Source organism: Citrobacter sp. RHBSTW-00017, assembly GCF_013797615.1.
Taxonomy (GTDB): Bacteria; Pseudomonadota; Gammaproteobacteria; order Enterobacterales; family Enterobacteriaceae; genus Citrobacter; species Citrobacter braakii.
Genome location: NZ_CP056899.1, coordinates 1,898,786 through 1,913,620, shown reverse-complemented (window position 1 = coordinate 1,913,620; position 14,835 = coordinate 1,898,786). Strand labels below are relative to the sequence as shown.

Here is a 14,835-nt window from a genome sequence, read left to right as displayed (position 1 = left end):
AGCGTCGTTTTACGCTTTCGTTTTGTGCACTCGCGACGTCAAACCCCGCAGGAAGTAACGCAGAAACTGATCGCCGCATTCGCGATAGTTCTTATGATCCGGCGCGCGCATCATGGCGGTAATTTCAGGCATCGACACACGAAACTTCTGCTCGGTCATAATGGCAAGAATATCATCGGTTTTCAGCGAAAAGGCGATACGCAGCTTTTTCAGCACCGTGTTGTTGTTAACACGACGCTCAAGCGCCAGTTCCGGCGCAGACTCGTCTTTACCACGCAGATGATAAATCAGACCGTTTAAAAATCCGGAGAGAATGATATCCGGGCAGCGAATAAACCCGGCTTCATCTTCTTTTGTCATCCAGGTATCAAAACCTGCGGAGGTGGATTCCATGTCAGCAAGCGCAAGAATACGCACCATGTCGTTATTGTTCGCTTTCAGGGTGTAGCGCAGGCTACGAAGAATATCGTTACTTAGCATAGAGCCTTCAACTGTCGGTGATGCAATGGCGCGCAGTGTATCAGTTTTACAGTCCAATCGCCTCTTTTAGGCTTTTAAGATAACGGCGACTTACCGGAACTGTCAGCCCGTTGCGTAAAATCAGTTCGGCCTGACCGTTTTCTTCCAGACGGATCTCCCGCAATTGCGCCATATTCACCAGATATTGCCGATGGCAGCGCAGCAAAGGTGTACGGCTTTCCAGCGTTCTGAGCGTCAGTTCGGTGAAACCTTCTTTACCATCGCTGCTGGTCACATACACGCCGCTCATGCGGCTGCTGATAAACGCCACGTCATCCATTTGCAGCAGATAGATTCGGCTGTGGCCGCTGCACGGAATAAACTTCAGCGCCTGCTGATTCTCCGGCAGTAGCGATACATCCTGCTTCGTGCGCTCCTGACGCAAACGGCTCAGCGTTTTTTCCAGTCGCGCCTCTTCAATCGGTTTGAGAAGATAATCAAACGCGTGTTCTTCAAAAGCTTTCACCGCATATTCATCAAAGGCAGTAAGGAAAACAATATACGGACGATGCTCAGGATCAAGCATGCCAACCATTTCCAGACCGCTGATACGCGGCATCTGAATATCAAGGAACAGGACATCCGGACGCAGTTTATGTACCGCGCCGATGGCTTCCACCGCATTCGAACATTCGCCGACGATCTCGATGTCGCTTTGCGCCTGCAACAGGATCCGCAGATTCTCCCGCGCTAACGGTTCGTCATCGACAATCAGCACTTTGATCATGCCAGTTCCTCCAGAGGAAGTCGTAAAGTGATTCGGGTAAAGCGGTCAGGTTCACACGCTACGCTGATGCCAAAATCGTCGCCAAACCGCTCGCGCAGTCGTTTATCAACCAGATTCATACCCAATCCGCTGGCCTCAGACGTTGGCTGATACAACCCGGCGTTATCTTCAATATCCAGCATCAGATACTGCCCTTCGCGGCGGGCGGTAATCGACACTTCGCCGGTATCCAGTAGCTGAGAGGTACCGTGCTTAATGGCATTCTCCACAATAGGTTGTAGGGTAAAGGCAGGTAATTGCTGATACGAAAGCGCATCTGGCACCGTTAAAGTCACCTGCAGGCGCGACTGAAATCGCGCCTTTTCAATTTGCAGATAGGCATTAACGTGCTCAATTTCATCAGCCAGCGTCACAATCTCCGACGGACGTTTTAAGTTTTTGCGAAAGAACGTCGACAGATACTGCACCAGTTGGCTGGCCTGCTCGCTATCACGTCGGATCACGGCTTTGATGGTGTTGAGCGCATTAAACAAAAAATGGGGGTTCACCTGTGCATGCAGGAGTTTGATTTCCGACTGCGTAAGCATCGCTTTTTGCCGCTCATACTGCCCGGCCAGAATCTGCGCAGAAAGCAGTTGAGCGATCCCTTCCCCCAGCGTGCGGTTGATCGAGCTAAAGAGGCGGTTTTTGGCTTCATACAGTTTGATGGTCCCCATCACCCGCTGGTTTTCCCCCCGCAAAGGGATCACCAGCGTCGAGCCTAATTTGCATTGCGGGTGCAAAGAACAGCGGTAAGGGACTTCATTCCCATCGGCATACACCACCTCTCCGGTTTCTATCGCCCGTTGGGTGTACGACGACGAAATAGGTTTTCCGGGTAGATGGTGATCGTCACCAATGCCGGTAAATGCCAGCAGCTTCTCGCGGTCGGTAATTGCCACAGCACCGATATCCAGCTCTTCATACAGCACCTGAGCGACCTTCATGCTGTTAACCTCGTTAAACCCCTGGCGCAAAATACCCTCCGTTGAGGCGGCAACTTTGAGCGCAGTGGCGGAAAAAGCAGAGGTATATTTTTCAAACATCGCCCGTTTATCGAGCAAAATACGCATAAATAAGGCTGCACCCACGGTATTCGTCACCATCATCGGCGCGGCGATATTACTGACCAGCCGAAACGCATCGTCAAACGGCCGGGCGATTAACAAGATGATCAGCATCTGCACCAGTTCGGCGACAAAAGTAATGGCACCCGCGGTCAGTGGGCTAAAGACTTTATCGGTACGGCCACGACGGGTGAGCACGCTGTGCACCAGCCCGCCGAGCAAACCTTCGACAATGGTCGAAATCATGCAACTGAGCGCAGTCATTCCGCCCATTGAATAGCGATGTAAGCCACCGGTTAGACCGACCAAACCGCCGACCACCGGGCCGCCAAGCAGCCCACCCATCACCGCGCCGATAGCACGGGTATTAGCAATAGAATCATCAATGTGCAGCCCGAAATAGGTGCCCAAAATGCAGAAAATGGAAAAGGTAACGTAGCAAAGCAGCTTGTGCGGGAGCCGGATCGTGACCTGCATCAGCGGGATAAACAAACGCGTTTTGCTCATGAGCCACGCGATAACGAGAAACACACACATCTGCTGAAGCAGCAGCAACACCAGATTAAACTCGTACATACCTGCCAACCACACATCACTTAAAAGCGCGTAACATACATGGGCTGCGCGTAACTTTCTTTGAAGTGTTGCAAAAAAAAAGGAATTTGTGAGAACGATCACTCGAAAGCGCGAGCATGACTACAAATTCACCCATTTGTTGATCAAAAAACAGACAAAACTACCTGGTTCGCAAAAGAGCGTCTAAAGTAAAACTGGGACCTCGCGAGCATAAGTGAGACGACGATGGCGCTTTACACAATAGGTGAAGTGGCTTTGCTTTGTGATATCAACCCTGTCACTTTACGCGCGTGGCAGAGGCGTTACGGATTACTGAAACCGCAGCGAACAGACGGCGGGCATCGCCTGTTTAACGACGCGGATATCGACCGGATCCGTGAGATAAAACGCTGGATAAATAACGGCGTTCAGGTCAGTAAGGTAAAAATGTTGCTCAGTAACGAGAACATTGATGTGCATAACGGCTGGCGCGAACAGCAAGAGACGCTGTTGAGCTATTTGCAAAGTAATAATCTGCATAGCCTCAGGATGTGGATCAAAGAGCGCGGTCAGGATTATCCCGCACAAACGCTCAACACCCATTTGTTCATTCCGTTACGCCGCCGCCTGCAATGTCAGCAGCCGATCCTGCAGGCGTTACTGGGGATCCTCGACGGTGTCCTCATCAACTACATCGCGATTTGTCTGGCCTCGGCGCGCAAGAAACAGGGTAAAGATGCCCTGGTTGTCGGCTGGAACATTCATGATACCACCCGCTTATGGCTGGAGGGTTGGGTTGCCAGCCAGCAGGGATGGCGCGTTGACGTCCTCGCCCACTCGCTAAACCAATTGCGACCGGAATTGTTTGAAGGCCGAACCTTACTGGTCTGGTGCGGTGAAAGCCAAACGCCCGCTCAGCAGCAACAACTGAACGAATGGCGCGCGTTAGGTCACGATATTTATCCGCTCGGTATTTAAAGCCAACCAGGATCGGCTCTTAATATTCTGTTAACAAACGTGTACAATCCTTAGATTCACATAAGGAGTGCATAATGAGCGCAGCTAAAATCGGTGTCATCACCCTCTTCCTGCTGATGGCCATCGGCGGTATCGGCGGCGTCATGCTGGCAGGCTACACATTCATTTTACGTGCCGGGTAAGGTGGCTCGCTAATCGCTCAAACCCGCGGTCAACGATCACCGCAGCCAGCGCGACCAGCAGCGCCCCCTGAATCACATAGGCGGTATTGAACCCGCTCAGCCCGATGATAATCGGCGTGCCCAATGTGTTGGCCCCGACGGTTGAGGCTATCGTAGCGGTGCCGATATTAATAATCACCGACGTGCGAATTCCCGCCAGAATAACCGGTGCCGCCAGCGGCAACTCCACTTTCCGCAGCCGCTGGCCCTGACTCATGCCCATTCCGCTGGCGATATCCATCACGCTGGGAGAAATTCCGCCGAGTCCTGCCAGAGTTGCCTGCAAGATTGGTAACACGCCATACAAAATCAGCGCGATAATCGCGGGTTCAAGCCCAAACCCCATCACCGGTACGGCGATCGCCAGCACGGCGACCGGAGGAAATGTCTGCCCCACGGCGGCAATCGTTTCCACCATCGGCCTGAATTCCGCGCCCCAGGGCCGGGTTACCGCTATTCCCGCTCCGGTGCCAATGATGACGGCAATAAGGCTTGAAATCCCCACCAACGCAAAATGGCTCAACGCCAGCGCCGTAAAACTTTCCTGCTGATACACGGGACGCGGCAGCGCCGGAAATAGCGAGCTAAACAGGACCTGACTGTGGGGCAACCCCACCAACAGGATCAGAAACAGCGCAACAAGCCATAGCAATGGATCAGCAAGACGTTTCACGGGTCGGCGTCTCCGAAAGCAAATCGCGAAAATGAAGCGTCCCGCAGGGTAACCCCTGCGGCGTCACGACCGGCAAGACATCGCAGCCACGCGCCACGAACACCGACAATGCATCACGTAGCGTCATCTCATCCACCAGCGGCTCGCCGTCTGAGTGTTCACCGCGACGGATAAAATCCCCTACCGTACGCAGCGACAACAGCCTTACGCCCAGTTCACTGCGGCCAAAAAAAGTTTGCACGAAATCATTCGCTGGCGCAGTGAGTATCGACAGCGGCGTGCCTTGCTTCACAACTTTTCCCGCATCCATCAAAATCAGATGCTCCGCCAGTCTCAGCGCCTCGTCGATATCATGCGTCACCAGCACAATGGTACGTCCCAATAAACGGTGGATACGCGTCATCTCCTGCTGCAGCGCGCCGCGGGTGACCGGGTCCAGCGCGCCAAAAGGCTCATCCATCAGTAGCACCTGCGGATCTGCGGCCAACGCACGCGCAACCCCAACCCGCTGCTGTTGTCCACCGGAGAGCTGATGCGGATAACGGTGACGCAAACTCGCCTCGAGGCCCAGTAGCGCCATTAGTTCATCTGTTCGGTCATCAATACGTGAACGTGACCACTTTTGCAGCTGCGGTACGGTGGCAATATTCTGCGCGACGGTCCAGTGGGGAAACAAACCAATAGACTGAATCGCGTACCCCATGCGCCGTCGTAACTCCAGCACCGGCAGGCTGCGGATCTCCTCCCCGGCGAAACGGATCTGCCCGCTGTCATGTTCAACCAGCCGGTTGATCATCTTTAGCGTGGTAGACTTGCCCGAACCTGACGTGCCAATTAATACCGAAAAGCTGCCTTCTCCTAACTGCAGGTTCAGGTCGTCGACGGCTTTTTGCTGGCCATAGGTTTTACTGACATGGCGAAATTCAATCATTATTCGATACCTTTAGCAGCGCGATCCCTAAATCAAACAGCGCATCAATCAACACAGCCAGCACAACGACCGGGATCACGCCCAACAGCACTAAATCAACGGCGCTACTGAGCAATCCCTGAAAGACCAGCGCGCCAAATCCCCCTGCACCAATCAGCGCGGCTATCACCGCCATTCCCACCGTCTGGACCATCACCACTCGCAAACTGCGCAAGAAGACCGGCAGCGCCAGTGGAAACTGCACCGAGATAAACCGCTGACGCGCGCTCATCCCCATCGCCCGGGCGCTTTCAAGTACATCGCGTGGAACCTGATTCAATCCAGCCACTACGCCGCGAACCAGCGGTAAGAGCGCATACAGCACCAACGCAATAAGCGCAGGCGTCAGACCGGTTCCCGCTACGCCAAGTGAACCCAGCAAGGGAAAGTGCTTCACCAGTCCGGCAAGCGGCGCAATTAACAGGCCAAACAGCGCGACGGAGGGAATAGTCTGGATGATGTTCAGTACCGCGAATACCGGCCCCTGACGGGAGACAGAAAAAGTACACCAGACGCCCAGCGGCACGCCAATGAGCAGCGCGGGCACCACGGTAGCGAACAGAATCGTCAGATGCTGCGCCAGCGCGTCGTTAAAGACATCCTGGCGGTTGGCATATTCTTTAAGCAGAGAAAGATCGTTAAACGTACCGGAGAGCAGTAACACCAGCGGCAAAATGAATATTTGTGCGTGCAATAACCAACGCCACGACGCCCGTTCGGTGATGCGACGAATGGCGTCACTGGCTGCCAGCAGCATCACTCCCAGCCCTAACCAGAACCCACTGCCCAGGCTGGTTCTGGCCAGAGGACTACCCGTCTGGGCCAAATACGTTGCCGTTGTGCCGGCGATGACCAGCACCGCAATCACCAACAGTTGGCTAACGATAAGCGTCAATATATTGCCGGATTTTCCCGGTACAAAGCACAGAAGAAACAGCAGCACACAGGCCGCCGCTAATCCCCATGCCATGTCGGGTTGGATATCCCAGAGTTGACGCCCTTCACCGGAAACCAGGCGATTGGGAGCATAGCTGATGAAAGGAAGCGCTGCCGCCGCGATGGTAAGAAACACCAGCAGCAACAGCACCCGATTTACTGAAATATTCGACAAAACACCCACCTGCTGCAAACTCCGTTACTTCACCCATCCTTTTTGCTTCAGGTAGTCTGCTGCGACTTTTTTCGCATCCAGCCCCTCCACGGCGATACTGGCATTCAGCCGTTGCAGCGTTTTTTCATCCAGGCTGGCAAATACCGGTTGTAGCCATTCTGCCATTTGCGGGTAGTCCTTCAGCACCGATTCACGCACAACGGGCGCTGGCGCATAAATGGGCTGGACCCCTTGCGGATCGCTTAATGTTTGCAGACCGAGCGCCGCAACCGGACCGTCGGTACCGTAGGCCATCGCTGCATTGACCCCAGAGGTCTGCTGCGCCGCTGCTTTAATCGTCACCGCGGTATCCCCCCCCGCCAGCGACAACAGCTGATTCTGATTCAGTTTGAAACCATAGGTTTTTTCAAAGGCAGGCAGCGCGTCAGCCCGTTCGATAAATTCCGCAGAGGCGGCAAGTTTGAACGTCCCCCCGTCTTTCAGGTAACGGCCTAAATCGGCAAGGGACTCAAGCTTATTCTTTTGCGCGACATCCTGGCGAACCGCAATGGTCCAGGTGTTGTTGGCGGGCGCAGGCGTTAGCCAGATCAGCTTATTTTGCTCTGCGTCCAGCTTTTTCACTTTGTCATAACCGGCCTGCGCATTTTTCCATGCAGGATCATTCTCATCTTTAAAAAAGAATGCGCCATTGCCGGTATATTCCGGATAAATATCCAGTTCACCAGAGGTGATTGCCCCACGCACCACCGGAGTGGTACCCAGCTGTACTTTATTAACGGTTTTCACGCCGTGACTTTCGAGCACCTGCAAAATAATGTTGCCGAGCAGCGCCCCTTCGGTATCTATTTTTGAACCGACCGTGACGGGTGACGCGGCCTGTAAGGGCAAGCTGATCGCGGCTAATAACGCCAGCGAACCCACCCAAACTTTTGAAATTATCATGCTGCACTCCTCATTCTTTTACGGCCCTTTTCAGAGACTTGAGGAAAAAGCATAGTCGAAAAATCAAGCCTTAACCTGGCAATTGGGTAGTAACACTGAGAGTTACTCGCGGTAAGGCGATAATACAATAAAAAAAATCCGGCAAACCCAAAGTGAGTTTACCGGATGGTACGATTTCGCAGGCCTGATAAGCGTCACGCTATCAGGCATGATATCAATTACAGCAGTTCAAATTCGCCCTGCTTCACTCTGGCAGAATCCACGCCGATAAAGACGTTGAACTTGCCCGGTTCGGCATCGTATTGCATACGCTGGTTCCAGAATTTCAGCGCTTCAACATCAATTGGGAAGCTAACGGTTTGGGTTTCACCCGGCTTAAGATTCACCTTCTCAAAACCTTTCAGCTGTTTTACCGGACGACTCATTGAAGCGGTAACATCCTGCAAATACATCTGAATCACCGTCGCACCTTCGCGTTTGCCGGTGTTGGTCACCTGCACGCTGGCCGTCACGGTCCCGTCACGCTTCATCGTCGGAGAAGAGAGTTTCACATCAGAAACCGTGAATGTGGTGTAGCTCAGGCCATAGCCAAAGGGATACAACGGACCGTTCGCTTCGTCAAAGTAGCGCGACGTGTACTTATTCGGCTTATCGGCATTATACGGGCGACCGGTATTAAGATGGCTGTAATAGACCGGGATCTGTCCGACAGAGCGCGGGAAAGACATCGGCAACTTGCCTGACGGGTTGTAATCGCCAAACAGCACATCGGCGATGGCGTTACCGCCTTCCGTCCCGGCAAACCAGGTTTCGAGGATCGCATCGGCCTGTTGATCTTCCTTAACCAGCGCCAGCGGACGACCGTTCATCAGTACCAGAACCAGCGGTTTGCCCGTGGCTTTCAGCGCGGTAATCAGGTCACGCTGACTCTGCGGAATGGTGATATCGGTGCGGCTGGAGGCTTCATGCGCCATACCCTGCGCTTCACCAACTACCGCGACGACTACGTCAGACTGCTTCGCGGCGTTAACCGCTTCATCAATCATCGCCTGCGGCGAACGCGGGTCAACCTTCACCGCCTCTTCATACTGGTTGAGGAAGTCGACAATGCCTTTGTCGTTGGTGATGTTCGCCCCTTTGGCGTATACCACTTTGCCCTGCTCGCCGATGGCATTTTTAATCCCCGTCAGCACCGTTACCGACTGATCGGCAACCCCGGCAGCAGACCAACTCCCCATCACATCACGCTTGCTGTCGGCCAGCGGACCGACAACCGCTACGGTGGCGGATTTTTTCAGCGGCAATGTTTCCAGACGGTTTTTCAGCAGCACCAGGCTTTCACGCGCCACTTCACGCGCCTCTTTGCGGTGCAAACGGCTTTCCGCGTTGGTGTCCTGCGGGTCAGATTCTTTGGCCCCCAGATGGCTGTACGGATCGTTAAACAGGCCCATATCATATTTCACGTTCAGCACATGACGCGCAGCGTCGTCCAGCTCCGCCATCGTCACCTTACCTGACTTAATCAACCCCGGCAGGTATTTGCTGTAATACTCATCGCTCATGCTCATGTTGATGCCGGACTTGATCGCCACACGCACCGCATCTTCAGGATCGGCGGCAGTGCCGTGCTTAATCAGTTCCTTAATCGCGCCGTGATCGGAAACGGTAATGCCCTTAAAGCCCCACTCATCGCGCAGCACGTCTTTTAACAGCCATGCATCCGAAGTCGCCGGCGTGCCGTTCAGCGAATTAAGCCCCACCATCACCGCACCGCTACCGGCGTCCAGTCCGGCTTTGTACGGTGGCATATAGTCGTTGAACAAACGCTGCGGGCTCATATCGACGGTGTTGTATTCCTTGCCGCCTTCAACCGCGCCATAGGCGGCATAGTGCTTGACGCTGGTCATCACCGAATAGCGATCGGCCGGGCTTTTACCCTGCATCGCTTCCACCATGGTTTTGCCCATCGTGGCGGTCAAATACGTATCTTCGCCAAACCCTTCCGAGGCGCGGCCCCAGCGCGGATCGCGCGAGACATCGACCATCGGCGCCCAGGTCATATTCAGACCATCATCGGCGGCTTCATACGCAGACACTCGACCAACGGTTCTGACCGCATCAAGATTAAAGGAGGATGCCAGACCGAGGCTTATCGGGAATACGGTACGCTGACCGTGCAATACGTCGTAGGCAAAAAAGAGAGGGATTTTCAGGCGGCTGAGATCCATCACCTGATCCTGCATTTTGCGGATATCCTGGCGCGTGACGGTGTTAAAAATTGCCCCAACCTGCCCGTCTTTGATCATCTCGCGGATGGCTTCTTTCGGGTTATCAGGCCCGACGCTTATCAAACGCAGTTGCCCAATTTTCTCATCCACGGTCATCTGCTTAAGTAAATCGGTAACGAAGGCATCCCGCGCCTCTGGCGTCAGTGGATGGTTACCAAACAGAGTGTCCGCCAACGCTGGTTGCAATGCCAGACTCACCGCGACACCTACAGAACATAGCCATTTCATGTTGATTCTCTCTTTATTTTTTCCCGACGAGGCAGCGAAAATATAACAAAAACCGCAGTTTGCCGTAAGACTAAACGGGAGCGATAAAGAAAGCTAAGGTTATTCTCCTAATTTTCGAAACCAGCGCGAATCAGTAAAAGACGAACCAGAGACAATATGAATGTGAAAGCGTATTGTCATACAAAGCGCTATGCTTGTTCCTGATATTGAGTCCCACCACAAGGAGTGGAGAATGTCTTCCATTACAACAGATAATAAAGCTTTCCTGAATGAACTGACCCGTCTGGTGGGTCATTCACACCTGCTGACAGAACCTGCTAAAACCGCCCGCTATCGCAAGGGATTCCGCTCCGGCCAGGGCGATGCGCTTGCCGTCGTGTTCCCCGGGTCGCTTTTAGAACTGTGGCGCGTTTTGAGCGCCTGCGTCGCCGCGGATAAAATTATCCTGATGCAGGCCGCTAACACCGGCCTGACCGAAGGGTCTACGCCGAGCGGTAATGATTACGACCGCGAGATTGTCATTATCAGCACCCTGCGTCTTGATAAGTTGCACGTCATCGGCAAAGGTGAACAGGTGCTGGCCTATCCAGGAACCACGCTCTATTCGCTGGAAAAAGCGCTCAAACCGTTTGGCCGTGAGCCGCATTCGGTAATCGGATCTTCCTGTATCGGCGCTTCGGTTATCGGTGGCATTTGCAACAACTCCGGCGGCTCGCTGGTACAGCGCGGCCCGGCATACACGGAGATGTCGCTGTTTGCGCGTATTGACGAACAGGGAAAATTACAGCTGGTTAACCATCTGGGTATTGAGCTGGGCCAGACCCCGGAGCAGATCCTGAGCAAACTGGATGACGAGCGTATTAGAGATGACGATGTTCGCCACGACGGGCGTCACGCGCACGATCACGACTACGTTACCCGTGTCAGAGATATCGACGCGGACACGCCCGCACGCTATAACGCCGACCCGGATCGCTTGTTTGAATCGTCCGGTTGTGCAGGCAAGCTCGCGGTCTTTGCCGTGCGTCTGGACACCTTCGAAGCCGAAAAAAACCAGCAGGTCTTTTACATCGGCACCAACCAGCCAGAGGTGCTGACGGAGATCCGCCGTCATATTCTGGCAAAATTCGAGCATCTGCCGGTCGCCGGTGAATATATGCACCGCGATATTTACGACATCGCTGAGCAATACGGCAAAGATACGTTTCTGATGATCGACAAGCTCGGCACCGACAAAATGCCGTTCTTCTTCACCCTGAAAGGCCGCACCGATGCGATGCTGGAAAAAGTGAAAATTTTCCGTCCTCACTTCACCGACCGGGCAATGCAGAAATTTGGTCATTTGTTCCCCAGCCACTTACCGGCGCGCATGAAAAGCTGGCGCGATAAGTACGAGCATCACCTGCTGTTAAAAATGGCCGGTGGCGGCGTGGCTGAAGCCCAAAACTGGCTAAGCGAGTATTTCAAAACCGCTGAAGGCGACTTCTTTGCCTGTACGGCGGAAGAAGGCAGCAAGGCGTTCTTGCATCGCTTTGCGGCGGCTGGCGCGGCTATTCGTTATCAGGCCGTGCATGCGGATGAGGTGGAAGATATTCTGGCGCTGGATATCGCGCTGCGCCGTAACGACACCGAATGGTACGAGCATCTGCCTCCAGAGATCGACAGTCAACTGGTGCACAAACTCTATTACGGTCACTTTATGTGTTACGTTTTCCATCAGGATTACATCGTGAAAAAAGGCGTGGATGCGCATGCGCTCAAAGAGCAGATGCTGGAACTCCTGCGCGAGCGTGGGGCGCAGTATCCGGCAGAGCATAACGTCGGGCATCTGTATCAGGCGCCGGAAACCTTGACCCGTTTTTACCGTGAGAATGACCCCACCAACAGTATGAATCCGGGTATTGGGAAAACGAGTAAGCAGAAGTTCTGGAAAGAATCGTAAACCTGAAAAAGATAAGCGCTACCGGGCATGTTGCCGGGGCGCTTCGCTTGCCCGGCCTACTGCTATATTCGCTATGCGTAGGCCGGATAAGACATCTTATTTAATCGTTCTGTGCGGTTTGCTCGCCCTTCGCCGAACCTGCCGCCGCCATCTGCGCAGCTTTTTGCTTTTTATAGCTCAGCGCCGCCGCCGGAACCGGCATCACCTTGCCCGTTTCAATCCAGGTACGTAAACGGCTGGCATCGGCAAAGTGAGTATATTTGCCAAAGGCATCCATCACCACCAGCGCCACCGGCTTGTTGTTAATCACTGTGCGCATCACCAGACAGTGACCTGCCGCATTGGTAAACCCGGTTTTCGTTAACTGAATATTCCAGTTATCGCGGTATACCAGATGGTTGGTGTTACGAAACGGCAGCGTATACGCAGGGTTGGCAAACGTCGCCATATCTTCACGCGTGGTACTTAGCTGGCCGATCAGCGGATACTGTTTGCTGGCGATCAGCAGCTTGGTTAAGTCACGGGCGGTCGAGACATTGTGAATCGACAAGCCAGTGGGTTCCACAAAGCGTGTCTGAGTCATGCCGAGCGCTTTCGCTTTGGCATTCATGGCTTTGATAAACGCGTTGTATCCGCCCGGGTAATGATGCGCCAGGCTCGCCGCCGCGCGGTTTTCTGATGACATCAGCGCCAGCAGTAACATGTCTTTACGGCTGATTTCGCTGTTCAGTCGTACGCGAGAGTAAATGCCTTTCATCTCCGGCGTCTGGCTAATATCGACTTTCAGCTTTTCATTCAGCGGCAGTCGTGCATCAAGCACCACCATCGCCGTCATTAATTTGGTAATCGACGCAATCGGACGCACAAGGTCCGGGTGGTTCGAATAGATAACTTTGTTGGTATTCAGATCAACGATCATCGCGCTACCGGACGCTATCTCAGGTTGAGAAGCCGCTGCGGTAGTTGCCGTTTTCGCCACGGCTTGGGGTGCAAAAGGAACGGCCAGCACCAGGGCAAGGCTTAATAATGAAACTCGGAATTTCAGCATGATGAGATTTCTGATAATGGTTCACGCACGTCACAACGCACACCGCCAGAGATTAAGTATTATCTCAAGCTAGCTCAGGCATCATAGCGATCCGGCAGGTTTGCTGCCACAGGAGAATCGTCTCGAAATGCTGCGTTGCTGACTTTTACGTCAACAACGCAGCGGAGACAGGTTTATCCGTCAGAATAACCGATAGCCGTAACCCCACAGGATTACCGTAATAGCCAGCAGAACTTCCAGTACCAGCACACCGATCGCCAGCGTCGAACTGGAAAAACTCAACCCTTCCTCACGAGTGATATTCAGGAACGTTGGAATGCCGAGATAAAGTAAATAGCCGGTGTAAAACAGCGCGAGAGTCCCGACTAATGCGCACAGCCAGACCAGCGGATAAAGTGCGACCAGCCCGCTTAAAAAAAGCGGCGTCGCGACATATCCGGCAAAGACCATACAATGCGCCAGCGACGGACGCTGCGGGTAGTTACGCGCCATCCACCAGATAACCCGGCCCATGACGGCAACGCCCGCCAGCATCACCCCGTAAAACAGAATCGCCATTGCAAATCCAGTCAACAGGGATAATTTCAGGATATTGCCATCGCCAAAATCCCAGCCGATTTGTGTGGTACCGATGAACGCACAAACAACCGGGATTGCCGCCATCAGCAGTACATGGTGGGTGTAGTGATGCGAAACGCTTTCGTTTTCGCTGTTGATCACATGCATTTCACGATCGGGATGGGAAAACAGCCCCCAGACATGGTTCATACCGCCCCCTTCTTGTCAGCTCCGGACCTCAACAGTTCAAGTATAATTCAGCTTTGGATTAATTTTTGTACAACAACAAAAATGACGAACCGCTAATTCAGCGCTTTTAAACCCCACGATGATTCACAGGGTGTATGCTTAACGTCGGGAGGTCATCCAGACATATGGATATAAACAGTCTTATTGCACATTACGGTTACGCCGCATTGGTCATTGGCAGTTTGGCCGAAGGTGAAACCATTACCCTGCTGGGCGGCGTGGCGGCACATCAGGGATTACTTAAATTTCCTCTGGTGGTTATCTCTGTGGCCCTGGGCGGGATGATTGGCGATCAATTGCTGTATCTGCTTGGGCGTCGTTACGGTGGAAAAATTTTGCGTCGTTTCTCAAAACATCGCGACAAAATCCGCCGGGCGCAGAAAATGATCCAGCGCCGTCCTTATCTGTTCGTAATTGGCACCCGTTTTATGTATGGTTTTCGCGTGATCGGCCCGTTGCTGATTGGCGCAAGCCATTTGCCGCCTAAAATTTTCCTGCCGTTGAATATTCTGGGGGCGCTGGCGTGGGCGCTGATATTTACCACTCTGGGTTACGTGGGGGGAGAAGTCATTGCGCCGTGGCTACACAATCTCGACCAGCATATTAAGCACTGGATATGGCTGGCTCTGGTGATTGTGCTGGTGCCAGGCGTTCGGTGGTGGTTAAAAAAACGCAGCAGCAAAAGTACGGCCCGATAGCGCGATGTCTACCGGGCGGGTG

General features: G+C 53.4%; 14 protein-coding genes. 4 read left to right on the top strand and 10 right to left on the bottom strand.

Going from position 1 to position 14,835, the window contains the following annotated elements; all coding sequences use genetic code 11:
- Window positions 1–9 precede the first annotated feature (9 nt).
- Genes HV037_RS09250 through HV037_RS09240 form a run of 3 tightly spaced genes read right to left on the bottom strand, consistent with a single transcriptional unit; the run spans window position 10 to window position 2,928 of the window.
- The gene (locus HV037_RS09250) at window positions 10–480 is read right to left on the bottom strand and encodes a DUF1456 family protein (RefSeq protein ID WP_016156965.1); all 471 of its coding nucleotides are present in this window, start codon (window positions 478–480) and stop codon (window positions 10–12) included.
- Window positions 481–526: 46 nt separating this feature from the next.
- Complete coding sequence (gene btsR, locus HV037_RS09245) at window positions 527–1,246, bottom strand: two-component system response regulator BtsR (protein ID WP_016153690.1); 720 nt, start codon at window positions 1,244–1,246, stop codon at window positions 527–529.
- Complete coding sequence (locus HV037_RS09240) at window positions 1,243–2,928, bottom strand: sensor histidine kinase (RefSeq protein WP_016153691.1); 1,686 nt, start codon at window positions 2,926–2,928, stop codon at window positions 1,243–1,245. Before HV037_RS09240 ends, btsR begins: the two co-directional genes overlap by 4 nt.
- A gap of 225 nt (window positions 2,929–3,153) precedes the next feature.
- Between HV037_RS09240 and mlrA the strand changes: the two genes are divergently transcribed.
- Together mlrA and HV037_RS09230 are read left to right on the top strand one after the other, a co-directional pair.
- Window positions 3,154–3,885, top strand: a complete 732-nt coding sequence (gene mlrA / locus HV037_RS09235) for an HTH-type transcriptional regulator MlrA (RefSeq protein WP_016153692.1) — start codon at window positions 3,154–3,156, stop codon at window positions 3,883–3,885.
- 74 nt (window positions 3,886–3,959) lie between these two features.
- A complete protein-coding gene (locus HV037_RS09230) occupies window positions 3,960–4,067 on the top strand; it encodes a protein YohO (RefSeq protein ID WP_003027354.1) in 108 nt (35 codons plus the stop codon).
- Here the strand turns inward: HV037_RS09230 and HV037_RS09225 are convergent.
- The 5 genes from HV037_RS09225 to bglX form a co-directional block, all read right to left on the bottom strand.
- A complete protein-coding gene (locus HV037_RS09225; protein WP_049269039.1) occupies window positions 4,048–4,779 on the bottom strand; it encodes an ABC transporter permease in 732 nt (243 codons plus the stop codon). The genes HV037_RS09230 and HV037_RS09225 overlap by 20 nt on opposite strands.
- A complete protein-coding gene (locus tag HV037_RS09220) occupies window positions 4,763–5,710 on the bottom strand; it encodes an ABC transporter ATP-binding protein (protein ID WP_103284017.1) in 948 nt (315 codons plus the stop codon). The genes HV037_RS09225 and HV037_RS09220 overlap by 17 nt, the downstream gene beginning before the upstream one ends.
- Window positions 5,703–6,869 carry an ABC transporter permease gene (locus tag HV037_RS09215; protein ID WP_047418345.1) on the bottom strand — a complete coding sequence of 389 codons (1,167 nt, stop codon included), beginning with the start codon at window positions 6,867–6,869 and terminating at the stop codon, window positions 5,703–5,705. The genes HV037_RS09220 and HV037_RS09215 overlap by 8 nt, the downstream gene beginning before the upstream one ends.
- Window positions 6,870–6,884: 15 nt before the next feature.
- Window positions 6,885–7,802 (bottom strand): ABC transporter substrate-binding protein, encoded by a 918-nt coding sequence (locus HV037_RS09210; RefSeq protein WP_016156968.1) that lies wholly within the window; start codon window positions 7,800–7,802, stop codon window positions 6,885–6,887.
- A gap of 218 nt (window positions 7,803–8,020) precedes the next feature.
- Complete coding sequence (gene bglX / locus HV037_RS09205) at window positions 8,021–10,318, bottom strand: beta-glucosidase BglX (protein WP_016153697.1); 2,298 nt, start codon at window positions 10,316–10,318, stop codon at window positions 8,021–8,023.
- A 232-nt stretch (window positions 10,319–10,550) separates the two neighbouring features.
- Here bglX and dld point away from each other — a divergent pair, with 232 nt between their 5' ends.
- Window positions 10,551–12,260: a D-lactate dehydrogenase gene (gene dld, locus HV037_RS09200; protein ID WP_016153698.1), complete on the top strand. Its 1,710-nt coding sequence runs from the start codon at window positions 10,551–10,553 to the stop codon at window positions 12,258–12,260.
- Window positions 12,261–12,360: 100 nt separating this feature from the next.
- Here dld and pbpG read toward each other — a convergent pair whose 3' ends face one another.
- Both pbpG and HV037_RS09190 read right to left on the bottom strand, forming a co-directional pair.
- Window positions 12,361–13,308, bottom strand: coding sequence for a D-alanyl-D-alanine endopeptidase (gene pbpG, locus HV037_RS09195; protein WP_016153699.1), 948 nt, complete (start codon window positions 13,306–13,308; stop codon window positions 12,361–12,363).
- A gap of 180 nt (window positions 13,309–13,488) precedes the next feature.
- Window positions 13,489–14,076: a Yip1 family protein gene (locus HV037_RS09190; protein ID WP_016153700.1), complete on the bottom strand. Its 588-nt coding sequence runs from the start codon at window positions 14,074–14,076 to the stop codon at window positions 13,489–13,491.
- Window positions 14,077–14,240: 164 nt separating this feature from the next.
- Between HV037_RS09190 and HV037_RS09185 the strand changes: the two genes are divergently transcribed.
- Window positions 14,241–14,813, top strand: a complete 573-nt coding sequence (locus HV037_RS09185; protein ID WP_016153701.1) for a DedA family protein — start codon at window positions 14,241–14,243, stop codon at window positions 14,811–14,813.
- Window positions 14,814–14,835 lie beyond the last annotated feature (22 nt).